The following is a 26,206-nucleotide window of genomic DNA, read 5'->3' as shown; positions in this document are numbered from 1 at the left end:
TGACCTGCCAGAGCACAAGACGCGCATGACCATCAAGAGCCAGACCCATAAAGGCGACGGCTACAACGAACTGCGTTTCGAGGATGAGTTGGGCAGAGAGGAAGTGTTCATCCATGCCGAACGGGACCAGAACAACATCGTCAAGCATGACGAGACCACTCGCGTGGGCAATGACCGTACCGAACGTGTCGAACGTGACGAGACGATCTCGATTGGGCAGGACCGCTTCGAAGAAGTTGCCCGTGACGAAGCAGTCAACATTGGCCAGAACCGGGTACATGAAATCGCCAACGACGACAGCCTGAGCATTGGTCGTACCCATACCATCACCACAGGCAAAGACCGTATCGAACAGGTTGGCAACCACCGGCAAGACACCACCAAAGCTAACCACACGGTAGAAATCGGCGGCCACCTGGAACAGGTAGTGGCCGGGCACAACACCTTGCAGACCGGCGAAGCCATCCGACACACCACCAAGGTTTATGACATTCAGGTCAGCGAAAGCCTGACGATCAGGAGCCCGGCCGGTCTTTTACGGGTCGACGGCGCTGGCATCACGCTGGACGGCCTTGCGCTCGCCTTCAAGGGCCCAGTCAGCCAACAGGCCAACGGCACCCAGCGTCTGACGTCCACCACTGGCATCCCCGAACCTGGCGAACCCATTTGCCTGAGCTGCCTGCTGAAAGCAATCGCCGACGGCCACAACATGATCCGCATGGAGGGAGGCAACTGATGCCCAGCCCATTCATCAGAGCGCTGGTTAAGGTGCTGCGAACGTCCCACCAGTATCGCCTTAGCGCGGTCGTGGAAATGGCCAATCTTTCACCCCAGGTCCGAGAAACGCTGACCCAATACTATTCGGGTCGCTGTTGGCCTTTGTTGCAACAAGCACAGTTCAGCAAGTTACGCGCGGTGGGCCCCTGGCTGTTCGGGTCCAGGCCCGGCTCTGATGTTTCGGCCCAGTACGATTTTCAGTGGCAGCTGGAGCAAGGTGCACCTGGTGCAGTCAGTGGTTGGATAGTCAGCGCGCTACCAGCCGCCGAGCTTGCGCGGCATTTGAGCCAGGCCAATACCGTCACCGGTCCGGATGGCCACGCTTACCTGTTGCGTTACCACACTTCGGCTGCCCTGCAAGTGCTGGATACGTATCGCGAGTCGCCTGGCGTGAGCGAATGGCTGGCGCCCATCCACTACTGGTGGGCCCCCGTTGCACATCCACACAAAAAGTTATGGGTACAAATCACGGGTGGCGACCAGCCTCAGGCGCTGCAGGTCCCGCCAATCACTTTGGGTGAACACTGCTGGGCAGCCTTGGCAGGTGACCCGCTCAGCTATCAGCTTGCCGAGCTACTGAAGCAAGAGCCGTCCTGCCCAGCCTTGTCCGCTGTTTGCCACGGTACGCGGGTAGACCTGATCCAACACTACCTGGACCAGGCACGCGAGCAAGGTCTGGACCGTGAGCAGGACCTGATCAGCTTTGTGCTGCTGATGGCCCGCGACGCAGACCAGCTCAGCGAATCACCTGCCTGGCAGGAAGCAATCACTGCTACACGCGAGCAACGTACTCACCTGATTGAAAACGTGCAGCGATGCCTGCGCAAAAAGGACTAAGGCACACCCAATGGACTCACTGACCGAAACCCTCGAACTGTGCCGGCGCATCACCACCGGCTACCGCCCCGCCCTGCGCAACAGCCCCGTCGCCGACTGCACCCGCCGCTTCGAGTTGCTGCCCCTGCGCTACGCCGCCGTCGGCGGCAACCCGGCGCAACGCGCTCGCCTGCCCAAACTGCCGGGCTACCTCAGCCCCTTCCAGGACGTCGGCGAGATGAGCCACTCCAGCTACGCCATCCGCCCCCTGCGCGAAGGCTTTCTCTACCTGCTGATCAAGCGCCACAGCGCAGCGGCCCACGAGTGGCACAGCCAGTACCGCGTCGCGCCCAACGGATCGCTGCAATACATCAGCGCCGACGCGCCCTGGGAGCCCGCTCCTCTTGCCGGCAACCTGGACGACATCATCCGCAGCTTCGGCTGGACCATCACCCTCTACGACCTCGACGATATCCAGGAACTGCGACCGCTGTTCAGCCCTTCTCCGCTCACCCCGCGGATGCTCGACAACTACCGCCTGCTTGAGGACGAGTACCGCAACAGCCTGCCCGCCATCGATATCGCCCGTTTCATCCAGCCCTCCGAGGCCCCGCCGCAGCCCCACGTACTCAAGCACGATCAACTGAGTTGGGTAGCCGACTTCAAGGCCGAGAACGATGCCGATCTGCAAGCGCTGCTGGACCTGCAACCCTTCAACAACGACCAGATCGTCTCGCCCCACGCCTCGCGGCAAGCCCTGGCACCGCTGGTAAACCAGACCAAACCCCGTGGCGCCGCCATCGTGATCGAAGACGCCATCGGCATTACCCAGGAGCTCAATGCCTGGCGCAATGCCGCGGTCGATGATGTGAAGACCCTGTGGCTGGAACGCACCGTGGAACCCGGCGTGGACAACGAGCGCAAACTGCTGGTCGCGCAGTCGTTTCTGGAGATCGAGAAGCTCTACCCGCAGATGATGGCCGAGCAGATCGTCAAGCGCGAAGTCATGGCCGAAAACGTACGCAACCAGCCCTACGTACATGCGGAAATCTACGCGTTTTCCGAACGGGCCAGGCAACAGGCTGATGCACACGACGAACGCATGAAGCCCCACCTGGCGCAGTTCGAGCGCGACGTCCGCGTCAAGGTACAAGTCCGGCAAGAGGCCGGGGAGTTCAGCAAGAAGTTCGACCAGAAGTACGGCCACCTGGTCGACCGCCAGGCCATGCACGATCAGCTCGACGGTTTCGAGCAGGCCATGCAACACGCCCAGCAAGCCGCCGAAGACCGCGCCAAGGACCATGCCCGCTGGGTGATCAGCGAACGCTTGCTGCAAGCGCTGGACCGCTACGACAACGCCGACCTGATCAGCGGCCTGGCCTTTGCCGAGCAGACCGGCCAGTGCGTGATCGGCATGGAGTTGAGTGACTGGGGTACGAAAGTGCTGGACCACTGGTGGCGCAGTGACGTGGCCGAGCGGGGCAACCTGGCGCTACGCGGCATCAGCTATAACCAAAACGATATCCGGGAAGAGCTTGCGGCGCTGATTGAGGCCGCCAAGGCCGAACCACCCGCAGAATCATCCTTCATGCTGCGCGAAGCGCTCGCCCGGCAAGCGCACATCGCCGCAAATGCCTTCGGGCGTATCAACTCGCTGTACGAGGAACTGCAAAAGCGTAACAACACCGCCAGTATCGGCCTGCATGCGTGGTATGTGGCGCTTGGGCGACAGGTACTGCGTACCGGAGCACCCAACAGTGCCGACCGGGCGCTGCACCATGGCCTGCGGCTGACGTTGTTTGCTTCGGTGCATGAAACAGCGGTCGACATTCGTCTAAGCGAAGCTGCGCGTAGCGGGCACGCCATTGACCCACAACGCAGCGGTGGCCAGGTTGCACGCTTTCTGGACCAGGCCTGGGCTGAAGGCTTGATGCAGGCAGACGGCCAGAAGAGTGACTTCTACAAAGTGCGGGCTGCCGGTCTGGTCTGCCTGCTGGAAGGCATGCTGATGGCATTCAAGGCTCGCGAATTGCCGGACAGTGATGCACGAGTTAAGACCGAACTCTTGGCAGCCGCGATGACCACGGCTGCGGCGGGCTTCGAAATCGGGGCCAGCTATGTGGACCAGGTCGTAACCCGATACGGCGCTAAAAGTGCGACCGGGAAAGGGGCAGCAGCGACATTGGGAAGGTTGAAACTATGGGGCGCTGGATTGGCGGGTATCGGAGGTTCGCTGCTAGCGTGGTGGGATTTCACTGATTCAGTTGAGCATTTCAATAGCAGCCTGAGTGGCGCTTCCAAGCGGGCTGAAAAAAACTCCAGACTCTTAGCCGCTACGTATTTTGCAAGAGGGATGGCCACAATAACCCTTTCACTGGCAGAGTTAGGAACAGCAGTTGCGATTGCAAAACCTCTCTTCGACTATCTGTCTCGGAGTGCAAAAATAAAAGCCGTGCGTATGTTTTCCAAATCCATGAGTATTCTAGCAAAAAAACTTGGAACCCAAGCCGCTCGCCTACTGCTTGCGCGCTTGATACTAGGAGCATTTTGGGTAGGGCTGGCCTTGACGATAATAATCTACATATTCGAAGACGACGCACTGGAAAATTGGTGTAAGCGCAGCACTTACCGTTTAACAAAAAGCTCAAAGCCCTATTCGGACGAAGAAGAATTGGCAGAACTTTACTCAGCTCTTAATGAGGTCCTGTAATGTACTTGGTCGAATGGGGATTCTGGAAAATGGCCACGGAGTCCGAGGCCGCACGTAAAGCATACGAAGCGGAACTGACCGCCAAAGAAAAGCGCGATAGCCAGGATTTATATGAAAACGAGATAGAGGAAGAGATGCACTTCCGATCGGTCAGTGACAAACCAGACGCAAGAGGCCCTGTTTACGCTTTCAACGAAATTTTTTTTGAAATGCGCTGTGGAGGTTCAGAGGAAAAACGCGGTCTCATTACGCTCGCCACATTCGGCGCTGTTGCTCCAGCCCTGATTCTCGGAATTATCATGACCACGGGGTTTGTTTGGATGGACATCACCGACCCTGAAGGTCGTTCCTTCGTCACTATCCTTGCTACACTTATAATGCTCTCAGTTACTTCGACCACACTCTACCTTTACTCAAAATATGGAATACACCTAACCAGGCTAGAAATGCTGACCAGCCGCCATTTGCTGATTCGCTTCAATCGAAAGACTCAACAGGTCCATCTTCATCGCCCCAGCTACTGTGGGGGGATAGTAACCTTCCCATGGAAATCAACGTGGAGCACAGCCATCAGTCCAGAAGATGATTGGCTCAGCTCCGGAATACGTCTTGCCCTAATCTGGCACCCGAGCCGTACCGACCTCCCGCACATGGAAATAGCCCAGATCGGCAAACAAGGCCAAGGCGGCAGTGAACTCCGTGACGAGTGGGAGTTCATCCGCCGCTACATGGAAGAAGGCCCACACGCAGTCCCCCGCCCTCGCCTGAGCACCCAGCTACCCTCGCCCATCCAGGCCTTCAGCGCCCAGTTTGAAGGCCTGGGCCGCTTCTTCCGCAAAAGCAGCTGGCTGTTCAAGGTCGTCCTGCTAATGGTCTGGCCCGCCTTCGTCATCGTCGGTACCGGCCACTGGCTCAGCCTGCTGCTGTGCTGGCGGCCACGCTGGCCAAAGGTGATCCGCGAGGCCGGCATGCCTGGGAAACCCGTTCCACCGGTAACGACCTTGAGCGACTACCCGCCCGCCATTCAAGAGCGCCTGCTCGCCAACGCCGACCGCTGGCAACTCAAGCCTGGCAAGCGCCCCGAGAGAAAACCACGCAAACGGCGTACGCCCAGAAAACCAAAGGAAATCAGCTGATGCCATCTGCCCCCCTGAAACTGGAGCAATGGTGCAAACGCAGCACTTACCGCTTAACAAAAAGCTCAAAGCCCTATTTGGACCAAGAAGAACTGGCAGAACTATACGCAGCTTTCAATGAGGGCCTGTAATGTACTTAATCGAATGGGGATTCTGGAGAATGGCCACTGAGTCCGAGGCTGCACGTAAAGCATTCGAAGCGGAACTGACACCCAGAGAAAAGCTCGATAGCCAAGATTTATATGAGAACGAGATAGAAGAAGAAATGCACTTCCGCTCCATCAGTGACACCCCAACCTCTAGAGGCCCTGTTTTTGCTTTTAACGACACCTTTTTAGAAATGCGCTGCGGAGGTTCAGAAGAAAAGCGTGGACTTATCACACTCGCAACGCTCGGGGCTATCGCCCCCGCGATCGCTGCCGCACTCATCACAACCACTGGCTTTCTATGGATGGATATCACGGATCCTGAGGGGAGATCCGCAGTCACGCTTATCACCACAGTTATAATGTTCTCGGTTACGTCAGCCTTACTCTACCTTTACTCGAAGTATGGAATCCACTTAACCCGATTGGAAATGCTCACCAGCCGCCACCTGCTCATTCGGTTTAATCGAATAACTCAGCAGGTCCACCTCCATCGACCAAATTATTGCGGTGGCATCGTAACACTCCCATGGAAAGCAACGTGGAGCACAGGCATCAGTCCAGAAGATGATTGGCTCAGCTCCGGAATACGTCTTGCCCTAATCTGGCACCCGAGCCGTACCGACCTCCCGCACATGGAAATAGCCCAGATCGGCAAACAAGGCCAAGGCGGCAGCGAACTCCGTGACGAGTGGGAGTTCATTCGCCGCTACATGGAAGAAGGCCCACACGCAGTCCCCCGCCCTCGCCTGAGCACCCAGCTACCCTCGCCCATCCAGGCCTTCAGCGCCCAGTTTGAAGGCCTTGGCCGCTTCTTCCGCAAAAGCAGCTGGCTGTTCAAAGTCGCCCTCCTCATGGTCTGGCCCGCCTTCGTCATCGTCGGTACCGGCCACTGGCTCAGCCTGCTGCTGTGCTGGCGACCACGCTGGCCAAAGGTGATCCGCGAGGCTGGCATGCCTGGTAAACCCGTTCCACCGGTAACGACCTTGAGCGACTACCCGCCCGCCATTCAAGAGCGCCTGCTCGCCAACGCCGACCGCTGGCAACTCAAGCCTGGCAAGCGCCCCGAGAAAAAACCACGCAAGCCGCGTACGTCGAAGCCAAAGAACACGCCAACCGGGTAATGCTCAAAACTCGACCGCATACCCCACAATCACCCGGTTCTCATCCGCCGCATCGGCAAAGTTCGAGCGCATGCTCGCATTACGCCAACGCAGCGATACATTGCGCAGCGGCCCCGACTGCACCACGTAGGTGATATCCGTGGTCCGCTCCCATTCCCGCCCTTCGCCATCACCGGCCGCCAACGCCCGGCCTTTGCTGCTGGCGATGCGCTGCGGGTCCACCTGATCGCCCTTCACATAGCGCACATTGAAGGTAAGCCCCGGAATACCCAAGGCAGCAAAGTTGTAGTCATACCGCAGCATCCAGGCCCGCTCGTTCGCCAGGGCAAACGTGCTGACCTGCTGTTCGCTGAACAGCCAGGTATCGGTGCCCCCCACGTAGGCGTACGCCGTATCACCTCGCACTTTCTGATAACCACCGCTGAGCGTATGGCCTTGAACGCTATACCCGAAGTTGGTGCTGAGCGCCTGGTTGTCGACTTCGCCGAGCATTGCACGGCCCTGCTCCCGTGCGTTGAACCAGCGCCACTCGGTGAAGACGTCCCCCGGGCCTAGGCGGGCCTTGAACTTGAACCCGGCAAAATCTCGACGGAACAGGTCCTCCAGGGTACTGGTGTGCAGGCTGAGGGAGAGGTTGTTCAGTGTTTGGTAGTCAGCACCTGCGTAATACAACCGGTCACTGGTGACCGTTGCCGAATAGGCCCCTTGCTGCGCCATGGCCGTCAGGTGCTCGTAGTCGGTGGAGTCGCGCAACTTGGTGGCATCGACTTGCAGCAGGGTAAAGGTAAACCGGTCCAGGTCCTTGCTCACCAACAGCGCACCGTTGAACCACTGAGGGAACAGTCGGCTGTTGTTGGACGCCAGCAGCGGTAGTTGCGGGCTCAGGCCACCGACTTTCAATTCGCTCTGCGCCAGCCTGGCCTTGAAGGTAGCGACAGCCTTGGCGTAGTCATCCACGGCTCTTTTGTCACTGCCACGTGGCAGCAGGCCGGTGCCGCTGCGGTCGGGCGAGGAATCCAGCTTGACCCCCAGCATGCCTGCCAGGTCCAGGCCAAAGCCGAGCACGCCGTCGGTGTAGCCGGACTGCAAGCGCAGCATAAAGCCCTGGGCCCATTCCCCACGCCGGGATTGGCTGGCGCTGTCACCGTGAAAGTCGCGGTCGAAATAGAAATTGCGCAGTTCCAGGTTGCCACTGCCGTCCTCGACAAAGGCGGCCTGGGCGGTTTGCCAGGCGTAGCAAAGCGCCGCGAGCATCAGCGATGCTCGCCGGGAGGTATTGATCATGGGTGTGCCTTGTTCTTGTTGTTGTTCGCGAAGGCTCGGCGCCAATCAGTTTTTCGGGTTGCGCACGTAGCGCATCACCACCAGGCAGGCAATCAGGATCAGCGGGGCAATGGACAGCATGCCCATGGAGGTGCTGCCGGTAAGGTCATTGATCTTGCCCACCATCACCGGTGCAACAATGCCGCTCAGCTGCCCGACCGAGTTGATCGCCGCCGTACCGGTGGCAATCGCCAGGCCCGAGAAAGTCGATTGCGGGATGGTCCAGAAGATCGGGATGGCAATGAAGGTGCCTGCGGTGGCCAGCACCAACGCGGCCATCATTGCCACCGACGAGTCGGAAAACAGGCACGCCAGCAGGTAGCCGACAGCCGCTGCAAGCAGGCAATACACCAGGTAGCGCTTGCGCTCGCCGGTACGGTCGGAGCGGCGGGTCAGCAACACCATGCCGATGCAGGCCACCGCGTAAGGCAACGCAGACAGCACACCGACCCAGAGCATGTCCTGCACACCCGATGACTTGATCAGGTGCGGCATCCAGAAGTTGAGGCCATAGGACGCGGTTTTGACCACGTAGTAGATGAACGCCATGATCGCCACTTCGCGGGTCAGCAATACCCGCCAGATCGAGCCGAGAATGGGCTTTTCGGTGCGTTTGTCCTGGGCCAGGTTTTCCTTCAGCAGGTCTTTCTCTTCACGGCTCAACCATTTGGCTGCGTCGATGTCACGGTCCAGCTTCCACAGCACCAGCAAGCCCAGCACCACGCAAGGCAGGCCGGACATCAGGAACAACCAGTGCCAGCCGGCAAGGCCCAGCACGCCGTCCATGGTCCCCAGCAAGAAGCCAGCTGCCGGGCCACCCACCGCGCCGGCCAGTGGCACCGCCAGGAACCACAAACCATTCATCTTCGCCAGGTGCTTGCGGGGGAACCAGCAGGCCAGGTAGAACAGGATCGCCGGGCCGAAGCCGGCTTCCATCACGCCGATCAGAAAACGCAGGAAGTACAGGGTGTACTGGGTATAGGCAAACACCAGCGCGGCCGTGGCCAGGCCCCACGACACCATGATCCGGCAGATCCAGGCCGGTGCGCCGTAGCGCTTCAGGCCCAGGCTGCTGGGCACCTCGAACAGCACGTAGCCCACGAAGAACATGCTTGCGGCCAGGCCGTAGGCGGCATCGCTCAGGCCCAGCTCCTGCTGCATCTGGGCTTTGGCGAAACTGATGTTGATACGGTCGAAGTACGAGAACAGGAAGCAGATGATGGCCAGCGGCATGATGCGCCAGGCCACGCGGCGGTACAGCAGCAGTTCATCGATGTGGCTGTCGGTGCGCTCACGCGCCAGTTCGCCTGTCATGGCAACCATGGTGGATCTCCATTCTTGTAATTATTGGAGAGCAGCAGCGCCTCGCTGGGCGCCGCTTGCAGATCTTTCAGCGGATGCGGATCAGTTTTTCCTTGAAGGCCTGGCCTTTGTCGACGTACTCGGCGGCGTTGCGCTGCATGGCGGCGATGGCTTGCGGCGTCAGTTCTCGCACCACCTTGGCCGGCGCCCCCAGGATCAGCGAATTGTCTGGGAACACCTTGCCCTCGGTAACGATGGCACCGGCACCGACCAGGCAGTTTTTGCCGATGACCGCGCCATTGAGGATCACCGCCTGAATGCCGATCAACGCACCATCACCGATGGTGCAGCCATGCAGCATTGCCTGGTGGCCGATGTACCCCCCCTGCCCCACGGTCAGCGCAAAGCCGGGGTCGGCGTGCAGCACCGCACCTTCCTGCACGTTGCTGTGCTGGCCGATACGAATGGGTTCGTTGTCACCCCGTAGCACGGCCTGCGGCCACACACTGACGCCTTGTTCCAGGGTAACGTCGCCAATCACGCTGGCATCCTCGGCAACGAAGGTTTCCGGGTGCAGGCTGGGCACGAGGGTGTCGTATTGGTAAATCGCCATTTCAACCTCTCCTCAAGCCACGTCGTCGGTTTTCAGTACGCCGGCTGCGCAGAGTTGGGCGATGTGCTCATCGCTGTAACCCAGCTCGCGCATCACCTGGCGGGTGTGCTCGCCAACCCGCGCAATCGCCCGGCGTGGCTGCAGGCGCTGGCCGTCCAGCGACAGGGGCAGCAATGGCATCGGTGTGTAACTGCCGTCTTCCAGTTGCAGGTCGGCCATGCCGCCGCTCTGCTGCAGGTGTGGGTCGGCGAACAGTTCTTCCGGGCGGCGGATGGGCGCGAAGGGTATGCCGCTGGCTTCCAGTTGCAACGCCAGCTGCCCGGCGTCCAGGGGTGCGAAGACCTCGGCCAGGTGCGCCAGCAGCCGCGGGCGTTGCAACACGCGGTCGTTATTGCTGGCCAGCGTCGGGTCATCGAGCAAGGCGGTCTGCCCCAGTAGCTGGCACAGCGCGTGCCACTGCCCCTCACCGGTTGCGGCGACAAACATCTGCTCGCCACCGGCGAAGGTGAACACGTCGTAAATGGCCCAGGCACTGATGCGGTTGGGCATCGGGGCTGCGGCCTGGCCAGTGACCACGTATTGCTGCATGTGCTGGGCGGCCAGCAGTACGCAGTTCTCGTACAGGGCGCTTTGCACCTCGCGGCCAGTGCCGGTGGTGTGGCGCTCGTTGAGCGCCGCCAGCACGCCAATGGCACCGAACATGCCACCCATGATGTCGTTCACCGAACTGCCGGCGCGCAGCGGGCGGCCCACCGGCCCGGTCATGTAGGCCAGGCCGGCCATCATCTGCACCACTTCGTCCAGCGCCAGGCGGTTGTCATAGGGCCCGCTGAGGAAGCCCTTGTGCGAGGCGTAGATCAACCGTGGGTTACGTTGACGCAGCGCGGCATAGTCCAGGCCCAGCTTGTGCATGCGCCCGGGTTTGAAGTTTTCGATGAACACGTCGGCGGTGTCGATCAGTTGCAGCACGGCCCCACGGCCTTCAGGCGTTTCGACATCGACGGCAATGCATTGCTTGTTGCGGTTGAAGGTGCGAAAGAAGCCCGCACCGGCCCCCAGCAGCCGGCGCGTGCCGTCGCCACGTACAGGTTCGATCTTGATCACTTCGGCGCCAAGGTCACCGAGGATCATGCCGCAGGTCGGGCCCATGACCATGTGCGAAATCTCGACGACACGGATGCCGTCCAAGGGAAGTCTGGACATCTGTTCATTCCTCGTTCGGGCGGGTCAGGCGGTGGCGAAATCCAGCGGTAATCCGGCGCGGGCGATGCAGCCGTACAGGGGCTCGCCCGGCAACGCCTCGCTCAGCACATGGCGCGACTCGATCAGCGCAGGCAAGTCGATACCGGTGTGGTAGCCCATGCTTTGCAGCATGAACACCAAGTCTTCGGTAACGGTGTTGCCAGAGGCGCCCGGGGCGAACGGGCACCCTCCCAGGCCCGCCAGCGAGGCATCCAGTTCGCGGATGCCCTGCTGCACCGCGACCAGGCTGTTGGCCAGGGCCAGGCCACGGGTATCATGAAAGTGCGCGGCCCTCAGACGGTCGCCGGCAATCGCCCGCACCGCCTGCAGCACCGTCGCCACCTGGCCCGGGTTGGCGTAGCCAGTGGTGTCGCCCAGCGAGACAAGGTCGCAGCCGGCTTCTATCACCTGACGCGTCAGTGCACACAGGTCGGCCAGCGGCACCTCGCCCTGGCGCGTGCAGCCAAAGGCCACTGACATGCCGGCAATCACCTGTACCGCTTGCAGGCCCATTTCGCTACGCAACTGGCACATGCGCCCCAGTTCCTCGACCATTTCCATTGGCGTGCGCCGCACGTTGGCCAGGCTGTGGGCCATGCTGACCGACACCGGGGCGACAATACGATGGGCGCCGGACTCCAGTGCATCCCGGGCCCCGCGCAGGTTCGGCGCCAGTACAGTGACGTGCAGATCCGGGTATGTCAGGGCATGGGCCACGACTTCACGGGCATCGGCCATTTGTGGCAGCAAGCGTGCCGGCACGAACGAGGCGACCTCCATATGGCGCACGCCGGCGGCATAAGCGGCGTCGATCCAGCGGCGTTTGGCCGCTGTCGGCATGATCGTCTGCAGGCTCTGCAACCCATCGCGCATACCGACTTCGTTGATTGTTATTGTTGTCATCACGGTCTCTCTGTCTGAAGCGTTGCGCCAGACTACGAGCTGCATGACAGTGGGAAAAGACGTCTTTCACGGGCTGATCCATCGTCAACCACGATGGATCAGCCCGGCGTCTGCCAGGCAGGCGCGCGCAACAGCAGGTGGTCCAGCAGGCGGCGCGCCGACAGTGACAACGTGTGCCGGTCGCGCATGCAGATGACGAACTCACCCAGCGCCCAATCGTCAGTCAGCGGGATCACTCGCAGGTCGAACAACGCCGCGTAACGGGTCACGGCCTCCTGCGGGAACACCGCCAGGCCCAGGCCGAACTGCACCAGGCGGTACGCGGCGTCAAACGACGACACATACGAGCGAAAGCGCAACTCCCTGCCCGCCTGTTCGGCACTTTTGCGCATGAAGCTGTTCAAGGTGGCGAAGGCCGACAGGCCCAGGTGTTCGTAGTCCAGCGTGTCTGCAAAGGCAACCTGGCTGCGCCCGGCCAAGGGGTGCTCGGCGCCAACCACCACCGCCAGGTGGTCCTGGCGATAGGACACGAACTCCAGGTCGCCCACCGCCATGGACTTACGGCATACCCCCAGGTCTGCATTGCCCTCCGCCACACCGCGTACTACGTCCGGGCTGAAGCGCTCTTCGATATCAGCCTGGATCAGCGGGTTTTCCAGCATGAACGCCGACAGCTCTTCAGGCAGGAACTCCATGATCGACGACACATTGGCCAGCACCCGCACATGGCCGCGCGCACCTTCAGCGTACTCGCTCAGCTCACTGTCCAGGCGTTCCATGGCGCGGGTCATCTCCCGCGCATGGCGTAGCAGCGCCTGGCCGGCCGGGGTAGGCTCCACGCCGCGTTTGCTGCGCTTGAGCAAAGCGGTGCCAAAACGCGCCTCAATGTCCGAGATACGTTTGCTGACGGCGGACGGCGCCATGAATGCGCGCTCGCCGGCGCGGGCGATGGTGCCTTCTTCGCAAACGACGATAAACAGGCTCAGGGACAGGTGGTCGAGGGGCTGCATGGCTTGGCTCGGCATGGGGAGGTGGAAGGCCGGTGCACTGTAGCAAAATCGGCAAGGCCCCCGCCTGTTGGGTCGCCAAGGCCTGCCCCATTCCCCAATGCTGGGGGAACGGTGCCCACCCACAACACCGTGAGAAACGCCTTGATCAAACGCTGAAGCCCACGTGCCGCAAGGCCTGCAACGCAATTTTCAAGTTATGGCACAGCTCTTGCCGATCTCCTGCCAAACGCCCCAAGTCCATGGGCCCGTTTGCAGGAGGAATAGACTCATGCACCGACCGATCCCCCACCCGCTGGCAGTGGCGATTTTCGCCGGCATGCTCCAGCTCCCGGCGCAGGCTGCCCTGAACGCTGTCGATCCAGGCGCCTACGTCCCCGCCAACGGCGGCTTCCCAGCCTGGTACCAGGACAGTCACGGTCGCACCCTCGATCTGTGCCTGACCAAGGCGGTCAGTTCCAGGGTTGCCGGCGCACCCGGCGCACCGTCGTACATGTGCACGCTGCTGCCCACACCCGGTGTGTTCGACGATACCCAACCCATCGTCTTCCCCACCAACTTCCCAGACGAAGCGTTCTGGTTCACCGCTGACGCGGCCATCGTCGACGCCGCCCGTGGCATCGACCTCAGCTACGGTACCGCGATCGAAGCGGCATTCGCCGCCGAAGAACCGGTCGAGGGTGACCAGGTCAGCTTCGCCCGGGTGCGTATCCGGGTAGATGTACCCTCCGCTGGCACCTACGTGGTCACCCACCCCTACGGCGTCGAAGTGTTCGATGTGCCTGCCGCAGGGCGCCGGGCGATCAACATGACCCGCGACATCGGCATTGCCGGCACAGGCGACTTCACCGGCGCGCTCAAGGGCGATGTCGGGCCGTTCCTGCGCAGTGTCAACGGCCCGTACACCGAAGGCAACGAACGCTTCATCGGTGACCCGAACCTGGAAGAACGGGTTACCGGCAGCCCGTTCAACACCAACTTCGTACGTATCGAAGGCCCCGGAGGCATCGACCTGCGCACTGAACTGTTCGCGATTTCCGGCAAGCTCTCGACCGTTGCCCTGCCTACCCCGCTGATGCCTCAGCGCAGTACGTATTCGCGGCACACCGAGAACGGCAACCTGCGTGCGCAGCAGGACATCTTCGTGATGGCCCCACCACCACCGGCCACCGTCACCCTGACCAGCCAGACACCCAGCCTGAACCTCACCGAGGCCAATGGCACCGGCGCCTGGTACGCCCAGTCGGCCCTCAACCCGGCAGCCGGCAGCATCCTGACGCTGAGCGCCGACAACAGCGTGGCGATCCCGACCAGCAGCCTGACCACCCACAACGTGCCACTGACCGACCTGGTCACCATTACCCAGGCGCAATACCGCCTCTCCACGGGCGAGCTGACCCTGGTGGCAAGCACCAGCGACGAAACCACCCCGCCAGTGCTCACCGCACATACCGGCAACGGCACGTTGATCGGCAACCTGGGCGGTACCGGCGCCGTGAAAACGTTGAGCATGACCCTTTCGCCGATCCCGCCGGCCAAGGTGCAGGTCACCAGTGCCAATGGCGGTAGCGACACCGAAGACGTGGTGCTGGTGCCATGAACAGACAAAGGCTCAGCCTTCAAGGAGGCCGCATGAACACTTGGTCGCGCCGTGCGCTGTTCGCCGCCGGTTTTTCCCTCACCGTTACCAGCGCAGCCTTCGCCGCGCTGTCTGAAGTCGACCCGGGGCCCTATACCTTTGCCACGGGCGGCTACCCCATGTGGTACAAGGACAGCCTCAACCAGTCCCTGGAGCTGTGCCAGTCACGTGCCACCAGCACCCGTGTACCAGGTACCCCGGCTGCCCCGTCGTACATGTGCACCCTGCTGCCGGAGCCCGGCATCTACGATGACGCACTGCCGCTGGTGTTCCCGGACAACTGGCCGCCAGAAATGTTCTGGTTCCTGGCCGAAGCCACCATCCCTGCCGTGGGCAACAGTGGCTATGAACTGGATGCCTACGTTGCAGGGCTGGAAGCCGCCTTTGCGGCCGAAAACCCGGTAGACGGCGACCAGCAGAGCTTCGCCCGTATCCGCATCCGCGTTTCGGTGCCGCGCGCCGGTACCTACACCATCACCCACCCCTACGGTGTAGAGACGGTCAACGTCACCACGCCCGGGCGGCGGGCGATCAACATCACCCGCGACATCGGCATCGGTGCACCGGGCAACTTCGCAGGGGCGCTCAACGGTGCACTCGGGCCATGGCTGCGCGGGGTTGGCGGGCCGTACACCGAGGTCAACCCGGACACCGGCTCCACCGAAACCTTCATCGGTGACCCGAACCGCCCGGAAGCCGTGGTCGGCAGCCCGTTCAACACCAACTTCATCCGCATCGACGGCCCGCCCGGGCGTATCGAGACCGCGCTGTTCACGGTATCCGGCAAGGTGCTGGACCAGCGCGCGCAAACCCCGGTCACCCTGGAGCGCGCCACCTACTCGCGCAACGGCAACGGCACCCGTGTGGAAGTGTTCGCCAAGGCGCCGAAAGAGGCCAGCTTGTGCATGCGCAATGGTCTGGCCCTGATCGGCACACCGCCTTCGCCTTGCCAGTTCAACCTCACGGCAGACAACAACGGCCTGTTCTTCAGCCAGCAGCTCAGCCAGGCCGTGCCGCCAGCAGTGGTGGTGGTCACCGCCAGCAACAGTGCCGGCGGCACCCAGCCGACTGCACTGTCGAGCAAGCTGACCGACGTGGTGAAAGTCAGCACCGCACGCTATGACTGGGCCAACAAGCGCCTGCTGATCGAGGCCAGGTCCAGTGACGAGGTCGTCGTGCCGGACATGCTCGCCCAGGGTTACGGCCGCATGTCCAAATCTGGCACGCTGCAAAGCATCACGGTCAACGACGTGTCGCAACCGCCAGCCACCGTCACGGTCAAGTCTGCCCACGGCGGCAGCGACGTTGAGCCGGTGCTGGTGGTTGGCAATGCCCCGGCCGAAGCAGCCAACCAGCCACCACTGGCACAGGCCGACGTCGGCAGCACCAGTGTCGGTGTGCCGATCACCCTCAACCTGCTGCAAAACGACAGCGACCCCGACGGCAACGTGCCGCTGAGCATCAGTGACCTCACCCAACCCGGCACGGGCCTGGGTGGCGTGGTGCTCAACGGGACCACCTCAGTGACCTACACCCCGCCAGCCGGGGCCACGCAACCGCTGGTGGCCACCTTCAGCTACCGGGCGATGGACGCCAAGGGCCTGAAGTCGACACCGGCCACGGTCACCATCAATGTCGCGCCTAACCAGGCGCCAACCGCCAACCCGGAAACCGTCGCCACCCTGGGCGTGCCTTTGACCATCAACGTGCTGGCCAACGACACCGACCCGGAAGGCAACCTGCCGCTGGCCGTTGCCGCCGTCACTCAACCCGCTGCTGGCCGCGGCACAGTCAGCACCGATGGCAGCACCGTGACCTACACGCCACCGGCCACGGTAACCGCCGCCTTCACCACCACCTTCACCTACCAGGCGCGTGACTCGCTGGGGGCGCTGTCCACCCCGGGTACGGTGACTGTCAACGTGTCGCCTCGGCCTGCCGCCGAAACCTTCGCAATCACGGCAGCCACCGTCACGGCACGCTCCAACAACCGATACAACTGGGACCTCAGCGGCACCTCATCGGTAACCACGGGCAACGTTGTCACCGTCCGGGTCACCACCACCACCGGGGTGCAAACACTGGGTACCGCCACGGTGCCGGTGAATGGCCGCTGGCGCCTGTCGGTGAGCAACAGCACCACGATTATCCCGACCGCCGCGCCGACGGCCACCATCACCACCAGCCCGGGTACCACCCGCACCGTCAACGTGGTTGTGCAGTAAAGGCGGGGTAACGCCATGAAATGCCTGTATCCACTGCTGCTCAGCCTGGCCCTGGTGGGCCAGGCCAGTTGGGCCGACGACCTGATGGACAATGCCGACCTCGCGCCCGGCAATGACCTCGGTGACCCGGTGATCATCCGCCTGTTACCGGTCGGCGCCGGCCAGGCTGCGGTGATCGAGCAGCAAGGGTCGGGCAACCGCGCCGCCCTCGACCAGAATGGCCAGGCCCTGCTGGGCCGCATCATCCAGGCCGGTGGTGCGCAGGAAGCGTACATCCTGCAAGAAGGTAGTGACCTGATGGCCAGCATCAGCCAACAGGGAAATGGCAACAGCGCGTCGATCCGCCAGAGCGGCAGCAGCAACAAGGCTGCCATCGAGCAGATCGGCAACGACAACAGCGCCAGCATCGTGCAGTCCGGTTCGGGCCTCAACAGCTCCGTGTCCCAGACCGGCAATGGCCAGCATGTTCAGATCACCCAATACCGATAGACCTGGAGGCACCACCATGTACAAGCTCGCTCCCCTCAGTGCCGCTATCGTCCTGGCCCTTGCAGGCCAGGCCATGGCTGCTGACAGCACCTCGTCCCAGACCCAGGACGGTAAAGAGAACATTGCCGAGGTCACCCAGACCCAGGCGTCCTTCGCTTCTGCCACCCAGAACCAGACCGGCAAAGGCCACAACCACCTGGCCGTGCAAACCGAAAGCACCAGCGATATCAAGCAAACCGCCACAGGGCAGTACAACGCCGGCTACGCCGAGCAACTGTTCGAGAACGGTAGCCAGATCACCCAGCACGCCAGTGGCAGCCTCAACGACGCCTTCGCCAGCCAGTCGCTGGGCCTGGGCAACGAAACCTTGCAAACCCAGCAAGGCAGCGGCAACGCATCAACGGTGTGGCAGGACACCCAGGAAGGCAGCAAGGCTACCACCTGGCAATCCGGCCAGCGCAACGAGGCCTTCATCGAGCAGACCTTCGGCGGCAGCAACAACCGCAGCACCGTCAACCAGGCCGGCCAGGACAACTACACCGCTGCCGAGCACCTGAACCACCGCGATGGTGAAATCCAGGTCTACCAGGATGGCCAAGGCAACTGGGCCTATGGCGACCAGCGAGACGGCACCGGCGGCACCATCGGCATCGGCCAGTATGGCAGCGGCAACTCGGTGGAAGTGTGGCAGGACACCCAGATCGGCAGCCAGGCCTCGGTGACCCAGACAGGTCAGCTCAACGAGGGCTACATAGACCAGAGCTTCGGTGCCGACAACAAGGTCAGCCTGACGCAACAGGGCCGCGCCAACGCCAGCTGGTCCGACCAGTTCGAGACCAGCAACGCCACCGCCACCATTACCCAGACCGGCAACAACAACCTGCATTACACCTACCAGAATGGTGAAAACCTCAACCTCACCATCAACACCAAGGGCAATGGCAACACCATCACCGCCAGCAACTGGAAAGGCGCCAAGCTGGGTGGCCAGTTCGGCACCAACCAGAACGCCACCATCAACCAGACCGGTAACAACAACGGCGTCAACCTGACCCAGAACGGTGACAACCAGCGGGCCACGCTGACCCAGAAAGGCAACGGCAACCAGATGCAGACCAAGCAGGCCGACAGCAACAACGAGCTGTATTTCGAGCAGAACGGTACCGACAACATCCTGATCGCCGACCAGCGCGGTACCGACAACTATGCCTACGGCAACAGCCAAGGCACCGGCAACTCCATCACGCTGGACCAGTCCGGCTACAGCAACCAGAGCTACACCAACCAGCTGTACGGTAGCGGCAACGAAGCCACCATCAAACAGACCGACAGCATCAACGTCGCCTACGTGACCCAGGGAGGCCAGGGTAACAAGGCGTTCGTCGACCAGAGCGGTATCGCCCAAACCGCCACCATCACACAGATGGGCAGCGCAAACATGGCCACTGTGACCCAGAAGTAGTCCGTTCCCCCTTGAACCGCGGTGCTCCTCTCCCTGGTGCCGCGGTTCCTTTTTTTCCTGCACCATTTGCGTTTGTTTTTCCGGCCCATTCGCGGGCAAGCCCGCTCCCATAGAACTGCATATCTCTTACTGATTTAGCAGGGGCTCTGTGGGAGCGGGCATGCCCGCGAACACCGGCGCAGCCGGTGCCATGCACCGCGTTGGATTCTTCGCGGGCACGCCCGCTCCCACAGGGATTCGCGCCAGCTTTTAGAAATTGAGTAAGACAGTTGCTCCCACAAGTACTGCGCATGTCATGTGGTAAGCACTGGCCCTGTGGAGTTCACCCGCGAATAGGCCAGACCTGCCAAGCCGCATTACAATGCTCAGCACCCAACCCGATGTTCACCCCCATGATCCAGTCCGACCTCGACCTGTTCGGCCCCCGGCCGCAACGCCTGGCCAGCCATACCGTGCTGCTGCCCGGGCTCGCCCTGGGTGAAATCGAGCCCCTGCTCGACGCCCTGCGCCCGGTGCTGCGTGCCGCGCCGTTCCGGCACATGCACACCCCAGGTGGCCTGCGCATGGCAGTTGCCCTGACCAACTGCGGCGCACTGGGTTGGGTCAGCGATGAACGCGGTTACCGCTACAGCCCCACCGACCCGCTCAGCGCAAAGCCTTGGCCGGCCCTGCCCCCGGTCTTGCTCGCCTTGGCTGCCCGGGCCGCCGCCATGGCCGGGTTCGAGAATTTCGTACCAGACGCCTGCCTGGTCAACCACTACCTGCCCGGCACCCGCCTGAGCCTGCACCAGGACCGTGACGAGCAGGATTTCGGCCAGCCGATCGTGTCGGTGTCACTGGGGTTGCCGGCAGTGTTCCTGTTTGGCGGGTTGCAAAGAAGCGACAAGACCCAGCGCATACCACTGAGCCATGGCGATGTGCTGGTGTGGGGCGGCGAAGACCGCCTGCGCTTTCATGGTGTATTGCCGATCAAGCCCGGCGTGCATGCGCGCATGGGCGAGCGGCGCATCAACCTGACACTGCGCAAGGCAGGTGGCTGAGCCGGTTGACCGCTTGGAAAACAAGATGAACGTGCATGAAACATGTTGAACATCTTGGTCAGGCAAGCTTCAAATGATAAGCCGCTTCCATCACCCGGAGCCTGCCATGCCCTGCACCTCTCGCCCTATGCCTCCCGTCGAAGGAGCCGCGCGCCCATGAAAATGCCCGGCCGCGCGCCCAACGCTTCGCTGCAACTGGATTACGTGCGTGACACCCTGTTCGGCCCTGTCGCACAAAGCGTGGAGTGCCAATGCCAGCTCGCCGACCTCAGCCTGCAAGGCCGCCCGGCGCTGCGCCTGCACATCTGCCCGCCGCTCCCGGACAAGGTTGACCGGGCGCACAGCGTGGCGTTCGTCTGGGATGGGCGCAACTACCATGGGGTGGTGCGTGACCACGTCAAATGCGGGGATGGGGGCTTGAACCTGGTGCTGGAACTTCAATAGCAGAATAGCGTGGTTCAGGCAAAGTACGCACACCCGGCCAGGCTCTGCTGGCCGGGGTACGTCGGCGCAATCAGGCGATGGCCTTGAGTGCCCCCGGTTGGCTGTCACGTAATGCGTGCAGCTGACCTACCAGGTGGACCAGGTCACGGCAGCTGTTAAGGCTTTGCAGCGGGACCCCGCTCAGGGTCACGCCCTCGTCGAGACGCTGACCCTGACCCAGGCGGATGGTCAGGTTGGTGCCATCCAGGCAGCTGACTTCACAGCGATCAGGCAAGCAGGCTTGCTCGATCATCTGCCGCATCTCTAGCATCGAAACTCCTATCAACGACATGGTACGACCCTCTCTGTGCGATGGCCTGTTGTGTGTGATTACGCCTTTTTCGGGCGGGGCGCCAATTGATATTGCGCATGCCGGGGCAGGCGTCCATGCGCCGGGGCAATGATCATGCGGGGAATCCCTTAGCACCTTAGTGGATGATTGCCCGCGGCGGCCGCGGGTTCGAACGCAATCGCGCACTTAACGACGAGTGGTCTTGCTCGTGCCCAGCGATGCCCACAAGTGCTGCGCTGCGTAGGCGCGCCATGGTCGCCAGGCCAAGGCGCGTTCACCCAGTTGCGCGCCCTCGCCCTCCAGCAAGCGCAACGCCTTGACCAACGCCACGTCGCCCAATGGCAGGGCATCGGCCGCGCCGGCCTGGCGCAATGCCAGGTACTGGGCGCTCCAGGGCCCGATGCCTTTGAGTTGGCACAGGTTGCGCAGCAGGTCATCCAGTAATTGACCGGTGCACAACAACCCAGGGTTGGCAAGCAGTGCATTGGCCAGCGTGCCCAAGGTTGCGGCGCGAGCCCTTGGCATGCCCAAGTGCTCGAACTGCGCTACCGCCAGCGCCGGCAACGTCGGAAACACATGGCTAAGGCCCTGCGAGCAAATGCGTAGCGGCGCGCCGTAACATTGCACCAGGCGACCGGCCAGGGTCATGGCGCCGGCCACGCTGATTTGCTGGCCCAGCACGGTCCGTATGGCTTGCTCACAGGCGTCCCAGCCTTGTGGCACGCGCAGGCCTGGGCGTTCATGTAGCAAACGGGCCATCAAGGGGTCGCGGGATAACTCGGCCTCGATGCGCACGGGCTCGGCGTCGAGGTCGAAGAAGCGGCGCAACCTGGCAATCAGGCCGGGCAGCGCAGTTGAGGGAACGCCATCGAGGCGCACGCGCAGCAGGTTGCGCAATGGCGTGGCGTGCAGCACGGCGTGGTGGCCGGCGATTGCCAGGGTGCGACGGTAGGTATCGCCCTCGTATGCTTCGATGCCAGGGATGCAGCGTGCGGCGAGGAAGGCCAAGGTAGAGGGCCAGTGATAAGGCTCGCGGTAGCGCAGCCACAAGGTGTGGCGCCCGGAGCTGGGCAATGACCTGCGCACGGCGTGTAGTCTGGAAAGCTTGGGCATGGGTGCATCATGCCAGCAAATGGACCGCCTGTACTGGCCCTATCGCCAGTACAGGACAATCCACCAGGCACGATCAGTGCGCCGCACCTTCGCGCTCATCTTGCATCTGCCCAAACCGCCCGGCATGGAAATCGTCGAACGACTCGGCAATCTCTGCCTGGCTGTTCATCACGAACGGGCCATACCCGACAATCGGCTCGTCGATAGGCTCGCCACTGAGCAGCAGCACACTGGCACCTTCCAGCGCTTCGACGGCTATGTCCTCGCCACCCCGGTCAAGCAGCACCAGGCTGGATGGCCCGGCGTCGCGCTCGCCGTTGATCCGCACGTTACCGCGCAACACTACCAGCGCTGCGTTGCGCCCGGCGGCCACCGGCAGTTGCAGGGCCGCACCGGCATTCAGCCGCAGGTCCCATACATCCATGGCGGTAAACGTGCGCGCCGGGCCTGCGTGCCCACGGTAGCTACCGGCAATCACCCGCAAACTGCCTCCCTCTAGCGCAATCACCGGAATGTCCTGTGCCAGCAATGTCTGGTAACCGGCTGCCGCACGTTTGTCACGCGCCGGCAGGTTGACCCACAGCTGCACCATTTCCAGCGCACCGCCACTGCGGGCAAAGCCCGGGGAGTGAAACTCTTCATGGATGATGCCATTGGCCGCGGTCATCCACTGCACATCGCCCGGGCCGATCAAGCCGCCAGCGCCTGTGGAGTCACGGTGCTCCAGTTCGCCCTGGTAAACGATGGTCACGGTCTCGAAGCCGCGATGCGGGTGCTGGCCAACGCCACGCCGCGCAGTGGTCGGGGCGAAGTCATGGGGGCCGGCATAGTCCAGCAACAGGAACGGGCTGATCTGGCTGGCCAGGTTGTCGTAGGTGAACAGGCTGCGCACCGGGAAGCCGTCACCTACCCAATGGGCATGTGGGCTGCGGTGGATACCCAGAATCTTTTTCATGAGAAGGCTCCTCTCTTGGCTGAGATAACCTTATCAATGTTGCCAATCCGGCGGTAGCTAGCCGATATGGCATGCATCGTTCCACATATGGAACAGTCAGCCCTGCAGGAAACCGATCACCTGCTCCGCAGCCATGGCCGGGTCTTCCTGCATGAAACAATGCCCACCCGCGACCTGTTGTGCGCTCACATGCGGGTTGAGCGCCGTCAGGCGGTTCACCGAATGTGGCACGAAGGGATAGGTCTGCTCGCCATACAACACCCGCGTTGGGGTACTGATCGCAGCAAGACTCGCCCACATGCGTTTGGGGAAGGAACTGAAGATTTCCACTTCCCGGCTGGGCCGGCACTTGAGCACCACGGCGTCACCACAATCGCCGATGGCATGTTCGACATAGGCTTGCAACGCCGCATCGGTCCAGCCCTTGAAAATGCCCCGCCCTTTCAGTGAAGCCAGCGCCGCTTCGCGGTCAGGCCAGTGGCTGCGGCGGCTGGCGGCCTTGCGTGCCAACGCATGGCGCTGGTGCAGGCCAACCAGTGCTGCCGCCCCCATCACACCGATCATGCGTCGGCTGAACAGTACCGGGTCAAGCAGCACTGCACGGGCAAACAGTTGCGGCTCGCTGGCCAGCATCAGGCCGGTGAGCACGCCACCAAAGCTGTGCCCTGCGGCAAGCCGCGGTACGTCGCCGTACTCGCCACGCCCGGCCTGGAAGGCTTGCACTGCCAGCTCGGCAGTGCGGTTCCAGCCCCGAAACACGCCGCCATGGTCACTGTCGCCATGCCCCTGAACATCGCAAAGCCACAGGTCGAACTGCTCGCCCAGGCGCATCAGCAACGGCTGGTAGGCCAGGCAACAAAAGCCGTTGCCGTGCAAGAAATGCAGCAACGGTTTGCCACTGGCCGGGGTTTGCCAGCCACGCAGGGTGAAACCTTCGGCGCATTCGTGGGACCAGGGATTCAACTGCATCGGCTTGCGGTACTCGCGGGGCTAGGAAAACGACGATTCTACAAACAGCAACGGGTAGAGTGAAATCACCAGCAACAAGGCCATCAGGACATTGAACAGCATCAGCCAGCGCGGGTTCTGCAGCAGGTTGCGCAGGGCACTGCCAAACATCACCCAGACACCGACACTGGGCAGGTTGACCAAGGCGAACAAGGCGGCGATGACGATCACATTGGTCACATAGCCTTGCGCCGGCGTGTAGGTAGTGATTGCCCCCACCGCCATCACCCAGGCCTTGGGGTTGACCCACTGAAACGCCGCTGCACCCCAGAAGCCCAGCGGTTTGCGGGCGCTGGACGAAGCCGAGCCGACCGGCCCGGACGTGGCGATCTTCCATGCCAGGTACAACAGGTAGGCAGCGCCGGTGTAACGCAGCACCGTGTACAGCGGCGGCCAGGCCTTGAACACCTCACCCAGGCCCAGCCCGACTGCCAGCACCATCACCATGAAACCCACGCTGATACCCAGGGCATGAGGGATAGAGCGGCGCACGCCGAAGTTCACCCCCGAGGCCAGCAACATGGTGTTGTTGGGGCCTGGGGTGATGGAAGACACGAAGGCAAACAGCACGAAGGCGGTCAGCAGGTCGGCAGAGGCAAGCATGGCGGGCATTCCACTTTCGTTATAGGTGCTGTCACACTAACGGAGTCGCCCTCTCCTGCGACCGGTACAGTTATATTAAATTATGTGGTTACACATTACTGTACTGCCAACCCGGACCAAGGAAGCCGTCACCATGAGCCTCACCATTCGCCCTGCCGTTCGCACCGACGCCGAGCAGATCCTGGCCTTCATTACCGAGTTGGCCGACTACGAGCGCGCCCGTCACGAAGTGGTCGCAACATTGGCCGATATCGAGAAGAGCCTGTTCGACGAGGGCAGCACGGTGCACAGCCTGATGTGCGAACGTGATGGCCGGGCCGTCGGTTTTGCCGTGTACTTCTACAGCTACTCGACATGGCTCGGGCGCAACGGCATTTACCTGGAAGACCTGTACGTTACGCCTGAGCAGCGCGGCGACGGTGCCGGGCGGCAATTGCTGCGGCACATTGCCCGCGAAGCGGTGGCGAACAATTGCGGGCGGCTGGAGTGGAGCGTGCTGCACTGGAACGAGCCGGCGATCGGCTTCTATCAGAAGCTGGGGGCCGAGGCGCAGGACGAGTGGGTGCGGTACCGGCTGGATGGCGAGAAGCTGGCGGCATTTGCCCGCGGGTGATGGTTCGCTACACACGGTCATTTGTAGGAGATCTCCCAGCCCTTTGGGCTGCGCTGTCGCGCATGGAACAAAGTCAGGGAGTGCGCCGCAGTTCCCAGTGGTAGCAACTGTCTTGCTCAATTTCTAAAAGCTGGCGCGAACCCCTGTGGGAGCGGGCTTGCCCGCGAACACCGGCAAAGCCGGTGCCATCCACCGCGTTGCCTGCTTCGCGGGCTCGCCCGCTCCCACAGGTGCCGCTGCCAGCCCGAAAGGTAAGTTACCGCCGCCACACCGCCCCGGCGATGTCGACCCGCCTGGGTAGTATCTTGTTGTCGAAGAACAACTCGGCGGTGTGCTGCTGCGCCGCCACGATCTCATCCGTTACCGGCAATACCGGTGACGCTGGCCGGTGGCTGAAACTGCGCCGCACTACCTCCACAGGCAAGCCCATGAACTGCGCCAGCAAGCGAATGCTCCCGGCTTCGTCGCTGCGGGTAAGCGCCTCGGCCCGGCTGATTTCATCCAGCAATTGCCCGACAAAGGCGCCATGGGCTTCGACATAGCTGCGCGAGCCCAACATGAACGGCCCGATCAGGCCCAGCCCCTGGCCGTCAGCCAGCAACCGTGCCTTCCCCTCCAGATCGATAGCCGAATAGAACGGGTCCCAAATCGCCCAGGCATCCACACTGCCCCGCTCGAACGCCGCTCGGGCATCGGCAGGTGCCAGGTACACCGGCTGCACATCGCGCATGCTCAGCCCGGCCTTGGCCAAGGCACGCAACAGCAGGTTGTGCGCGCTGGAGCCCTTCTGCAAGGCGATGCGCTTGCCCTTGAGCTCAGCCACTGTGCGCACCGGGCTGTCCTTGGGCACCAGAATAACCTCGGCCTGGGGCTTGGGCGGCTCGGCGCCGATGTACAACAGGTCGGCGCCGGCAGCCTGGGCGAATATCGGCGGTATATCACCCGTCGAGCCGATATCAAGGCTGCCAATGTTCAACGCTTCGAGCATCTGCGGCCCGGCCGGGAACTCGATCCATTCCACGCGGGTATCGGCAAAGCGTTGCTCCAGCAAACGATGCTGCTTGGCCAGCACCAGGCTGATCGAGCCCTTCTGATAACCAATACGCAAGGTTGCCGGGTCTGCGGCCTGGGCGGCTGCGGCAAAGGTCAGCAACAGCAGCATGGCAAGGCGTAGCACGTGCATCG

At 62.3% G+C, this 26,206-nt stretch carries 24 protein-coding genes; 12 read left to right on the top strand and 12 right to left on the bottom strand.

Going from position 1 to position 26,206, the window contains the following annotated elements; genetic code table 11:
* The 5 genes from ACIQUI_RS26775 to ACIQUI_RS26755 all read left to right on the top strand — a co-directional run.
* Positions 1-736, top strand: a 736-nt coding sequence (locus ACIQUI_RS26775) for a bacteriophage T4 gp5 trimerisation domain-containing protein (protein ID WP_403203804.1), incomplete at its 5' end; no start/stop codon positions are given.
* Positions 736-1,614, top strand: coding sequence for a DUF4123 domain-containing protein (locus ACIQUI_RS26770; RefSeq protein WP_403203806.1), 879 nt, complete (start codon positions 736-738; stop codon positions 1,612-1,614). The genes ACIQUI_RS26775 and ACIQUI_RS26770, both read left to right, overlap by 1 nt.
* Positions 1,615-1,624: 10 nt before the next feature.
* Positions 1,625-4,303, top strand: a complete 2,679-nt coding sequence (locus tag ACIQUI_RS26765; RefSeq protein ID WP_403203802.1) for a T6SS effector BTH_I2691 family protein — start codon at positions 1,625-1,627, stop codon at positions 4,301-4,303.
* On the top strand, positions 4,303-5,439 hold the full coding sequence (locus tag ACIQUI_RS26760; RefSeq protein WP_403203800.1) for a DUF6708 domain-containing protein: 1,137 nt from the start codon (positions 4,303-4,305) through the stop codon (positions 5,437-5,439). The genes ACIQUI_RS26765 and ACIQUI_RS26760 overlap by 1 nt, the downstream gene beginning before the upstream one ends.
* A gap of 130 nt (positions 5,440-5,569) precedes the next feature.
* Complete coding sequence (locus ACIQUI_RS26755) at positions 5,570-6,709, top strand: DUF6708 domain-containing protein (protein WP_403203798.1); 1,140 nt, start codon at positions 5,570-5,572, stop codon at positions 6,707-6,709.
* 3 nt (positions 6,710-6,712) lie between these two features.
* Here ACIQUI_RS26755 and ACIQUI_RS26750 read toward each other — a convergent pair whose 3' ends face one another.
* From ACIQUI_RS26750 to ACIQUI_RS26725, 6 genes are all read right to left on the bottom strand, one after another.
* Positions 6,713-7,993 (bottom strand): OprD family porin, encoded by a 1,281-nt coding sequence (locus ACIQUI_RS26750; protein ID WP_403203796.1) that lies wholly within the window; start codon positions 7,991-7,993, stop codon positions 6,713-6,715.
* A 45-nt stretch (positions 7,994-8,038) separates the two neighbouring features.
* A complete protein-coding gene (locus ACIQUI_RS26745) occupies positions 8,039-9,355 on the bottom strand; it encodes an MFS transporter (RefSeq protein WP_403203794.1) in 1,317 nt (438 codons plus the stop codon).
* A 67-nt stretch (positions 9,356-9,422) separates the two neighbouring features.
* Positions 9,423-9,947 (bottom strand): gamma carbonic anhydrase family protein, encoded by a 525-nt coding sequence (locus tag ACIQUI_RS26740; protein ID WP_403203792.1) that lies wholly within the window; start codon positions 9,945-9,947, stop codon positions 9,423-9,425.
* Positions 9,948-9,959: 12 nt separating this feature from the next.
* The gene (locus ACIQUI_RS26735; protein WP_403203790.1) at positions 9,960-11,150 is read right to left on the bottom strand and encodes a CaiB/BaiF CoA transferase family protein; all 1,191 of its coding nucleotides are present in this window, start codon (positions 11,148-11,150) and stop codon (positions 9,960-9,962) included.
* A gap of 24 nt (positions 11,151-11,174) precedes the next feature.
* A complete protein-coding gene (locus tag ACIQUI_RS26730) occupies positions 11,175-12,092 on the bottom strand; it encodes a hydroxymethylglutaryl-CoA lyase (protein ID WP_403203788.1) in 918 nt (305 codons plus the stop codon).
* 98 nt (positions 12,093-12,190) lie between these two features.
* Complete coding sequence (locus ACIQUI_RS26725; RefSeq protein ID WP_403203786.1) at positions 12,191-13,102, bottom strand: LysR family transcriptional regulator; 912 nt, start codon at positions 13,100-13,102, stop codon at positions 12,191-12,193.
* A 268-nt stretch (positions 13,103-13,370) separates the two neighbouring features.
* Here ACIQUI_RS26725 and ACIQUI_RS26720 point away from each other — a divergent pair, with 268 nt between their 5' ends.
* The 6 genes from ACIQUI_RS26720 to ACIQUI_RS26695 all read left to right on the top strand — a co-directional run bounded on the left by ACIQUI_RS26720 (position 13,371) and on the right by ACIQUI_RS26695 (position 20,398).
* Positions 13,371-14,699 carry a hypothetical protein gene (locus ACIQUI_RS26720; RefSeq protein ID WP_403203784.1) on the top strand — a complete coding sequence of 443 codons (1,329 nt, stop codon included), beginning with the start codon at positions 13,371-13,373 and terminating at the stop codon, positions 14,697-14,699.
* Between the two features lie 32 nt (positions 14,700-14,731).
* On the top strand, positions 14,732-16,963 hold the full coding sequence (locus ACIQUI_RS26715; protein ID WP_403203782.1) for an Ig-like domain-containing protein: 2,232 nt from the start codon (positions 14,732-14,734) through the stop codon (positions 16,961-16,963).
* 15 nt (positions 16,964-16,978) lie between these two features.
* The gene (locus ACIQUI_RS26710; protein WP_403203781.1) at positions 16,979-17,452 is read left to right on the top strand and encodes a curlin; all 474 of its coding nucleotides are present in this window, start codon (positions 16,979-16,981) and stop codon (positions 17,450-17,452) included.
* Positions 17,453-17,468: 16 nt separating this feature from the next.
* Entirely contained in the window at positions 17,469-18,914 is a 1,446-nt protein-coding gene (locus ACIQUI_RS26705; RefSeq protein WP_403203779.1) for a curlin, read from the top strand.
* 392 nt (positions 18,915-19,306) lie between these two features.
* On the top strand, positions 19,307-19,954 hold the full coding sequence (gene alkB, locus ACIQUI_RS26700; RefSeq protein WP_403203777.1) for a DNA oxidative demethylase AlkB: 648 nt from the start codon (positions 19,307-19,309) through the stop codon (positions 19,952-19,954).
* Positions 19,955-20,110: 156 nt separating this feature from the next.
* Complete coding sequence (locus ACIQUI_RS26695; RefSeq protein WP_391133156.1) at positions 20,111-20,398, top strand: hypothetical protein; 288 nt, start codon at positions 20,111-20,113, stop codon at positions 20,396-20,398.
* Between the two features lie 70 nt (positions 20,399-20,468).
* Here ACIQUI_RS26695 and ACIQUI_RS26690 read toward each other — a convergent pair whose 3' ends face one another.
* The 5 genes from ACIQUI_RS26690 to ACIQUI_RS26670 form a co-directional block, all read right to left on the bottom strand.
* The gene (locus ACIQUI_RS26690; RefSeq protein WP_403203774.1) at positions 20,469-20,729 is read right to left on the bottom strand and encodes a DUF1652 domain-containing protein; all 261 of its coding nucleotides are present in this window, start codon (positions 20,727-20,729) and stop codon (positions 20,469-20,471) included.
* Between the two features lie 186 nt (positions 20,730-20,915).
* Positions 20,916-21,842: a DNA-3-methyladenine glycosylase family protein gene (locus ACIQUI_RS26685; RefSeq protein ID WP_403203772.1), complete on the bottom strand. Its 927-nt coding sequence runs from the start codon at positions 21,840-21,842 to the stop codon at positions 20,916-20,918.
* Positions 21,843-21,915: 73 nt separating this feature from the next.
* Positions 21,916-22,797 (bottom strand): pirin family protein, encoded by an 882-nt coding sequence (locus ACIQUI_RS26680; RefSeq protein ID WP_403203770.1) that lies wholly within the window; start codon positions 22,795-22,797, stop codon positions 21,916-21,918.
* A gap of 96 nt (positions 22,798-22,893) precedes the next feature.
* The gene (locus ACIQUI_RS26675) at positions 22,894-23,766 is read right to left on the bottom strand and encodes an alpha/beta fold hydrolase (protein ID WP_403203768.1); all 873 of its coding nucleotides are present in this window, start codon (positions 23,764-23,766) and stop codon (positions 22,894-22,896) included.
* 21 nt (positions 23,767-23,787) lie between these two features.
* On the bottom strand, positions 23,788-24,417 hold the full coding sequence (locus tag ACIQUI_RS26670) for a LysE family translocator (protein ID WP_403203766.1): 630 nt from the start codon (positions 24,415-24,417) through the stop codon (positions 23,788-23,790).
* Between the two features lie 124 nt (positions 24,418-24,541).
* Here ACIQUI_RS26670 and ACIQUI_RS26665 point away from each other — a divergent pair, with 124 nt between their 5' ends.
* Complete coding sequence (locus ACIQUI_RS26665; RefSeq protein WP_403203764.1) at positions 24,542-25,021, top strand: GNAT family N-acetyltransferase; 480 nt, start codon at positions 24,542-24,544, stop codon at positions 25,019-25,021.
* A gap of 256 nt (positions 25,022-25,277) precedes the next feature.
* On the opposite strand, the gene ACIQUI_RS26660 is transcribed toward ACIQUI_RS26665, so the two are convergent.
* On the bottom strand, positions 25,278-26,204 hold the full coding sequence (locus tag ACIQUI_RS26660) for an aliphatic sulfonate ABC transporter substrate-binding protein (RefSeq protein ID WP_403203762.1): 927 nt from the start codon (positions 26,202-26,204) through the stop codon (positions 25,278-25,280).
* Between the last annotated feature and the right edge of the window lie 2 nt (positions 26,205-26,206).

Origin of the sequence: Pseudomonas sp. NPDC090592 (assembly GCF_044769185.1) — a bacterium.
In the GTDB taxonomy this organism is placed as follows: Bacteria; Pseudomonadota; Gammaproteobacteria; order Pseudomonadales; family Pseudomonadaceae; genus Aquipseudomonas.
This window is presented reverse-complemented; position numbering and strand designations above follow the sequence as displayed.

Coding starts and splice junctions, on each gene's coding strand:
- ACIQUI_RS26680 (WP_403203770.1), bottom strand. CDS start 22,797: ATGAAAAAGATTCTGGGTATCCACCGCAGCCCACATGCCCATTGGGTA.
- ACIQUI_RS26660 (WP_403203762.1), bottom strand. CDS start 26,204: ATGCACGTGCTACGCCTTGCCATGCTGCTGTTGCTGACCTTTGCCGCA.
- ACIQUI_RS26740 (WP_403203792.1), bottom strand. CDS start 9,947: ATGGCGATTTACCAATACGACACCCTCGTGCCCAGCCTGCACCCGGAA.
- ACIQUI_RS26710 (WP_403203781.1), top strand. CDS start 16,979: ATGAAATGCCTGTATCCACTGCTGCTCAGCCTGGCCCTGGTGGGCCAG.
- ACIQUI_RS26730 (WP_403203788.1), bottom strand. CDS start 12,092: ATGACAACAATAACAATCAACGAAGTCGGTATGCGCGATGGGTTGCAG.
- ACIQUI_RS26690 (WP_403203774.1), bottom strand. CDS start 20,729: ATGTCGTTGATAGGAGTTTCGATGCTAGAGATGCGGCAGATGATCGAG.
- ACIQUI_RS26745 (WP_403203794.1), bottom strand. CDS start 9,355: ATGGTTGCCATGACAGGCGAACTGGCGCGTGAGCGCACCGACAGCCAC.
- ACIQUI_RS26750 (WP_403203796.1), bottom strand. CDS start 7,993: ATGATCAATACCTCCCGGCGAGCATCGCTGATGCTCGCGGCGCTTTGC.
- ACIQUI_RS26665 (WP_403203764.1), top strand. CDS start 24,542: ATGAGCCTCACCATTCGCCCTGCCGTTCGCACCGACGCCGAGCAGATC.
- alkB (WP_403203777.1), top strand. CDS start 19,307: ATGATCCAGTCCGACCTCGACCTGTTCGGCCCCCGGCCGCAACGCCTG.
- ACIQUI_RS26685 (WP_403203772.1), bottom strand. CDS start 21,842: ATGCCCAAGCTTTCCAGACTACACGCCGTGCGCAGGTCATTGCCCAGC.
- ACIQUI_RS26715 (WP_403203782.1), top strand. CDS start 14,732: ATGAACACTTGGTCGCGCCGTGCGCTGTTCGCCGCCGGTTTTTCCCTC.
- ACIQUI_RS26725 (WP_403203786.1), bottom strand. CDS start 13,102: ATGCAGCCCCTCGACCACCTGTCCCTGAGCCTGTTTATCGTCGTTTGC.
- ACIQUI_RS26705 (WP_403203779.1), top strand. CDS start 17,469: ATGTACAAGCTCGCTCCCCTCAGTGCCGCTATCGTCCTGGCCCTTGCA.
- ACIQUI_RS26720 (WP_403203784.1), top strand. CDS start 13,371: ATGCACCGACCGATCCCCCACCCGCTGGCAGTGGCGATTTTCGCCGGC.
- ACIQUI_RS26670 (WP_403203766.1), bottom strand. CDS start 24,417: ATGCCCGCCATGCTTGCCTCTGCCGACCTGCTGACCGCCTTCGTGCTG.
- ACIQUI_RS26735 (WP_403203790.1), bottom strand. CDS start 11,150: ATGTCCAGACTTCCCTTGGACGGCATCCGTGTCGTCGAGATTTCGCAC.
- ACIQUI_RS26770 (WP_403203806.1), top strand. CDS start 736: ATGCCCAGCCCATTCATCAGAGCGCTGGTTAAGGTGCTGCGAACGTCC.
- ACIQUI_RS26765 (WP_403203802.1), top strand. CDS start 1,625: ATGGACTCACTGACCGAAACCCTCGAACTGTGCCGGCGCATCACCACC.
- ACIQUI_RS26695 (WP_391133156.1), top strand. CDS start 20,111: ATGAAAATGCCCGGCCGCGCGCCCAACGCTTCGCTGCAACTGGATTAC.
- ACIQUI_RS26755 (WP_403203798.1), top strand. CDS start 5,570: ATGTACTTAATCGAATGGGGATTCTGGAGAATGGCCACTGAGTCCGAG.
- ACIQUI_RS26675 (WP_403203768.1), bottom strand. CDS start 23,766: ATGCAGTTGAATCCCTGGTCCCACGAATGCGCCGAAGGTTTCACCCTG.
- ACIQUI_RS26760 (WP_403203800.1), top strand. CDS start 4,303: ATGTACTTGGTCGAATGGGGATTCTGGAAAATGGCCACGGAGTCCGAG.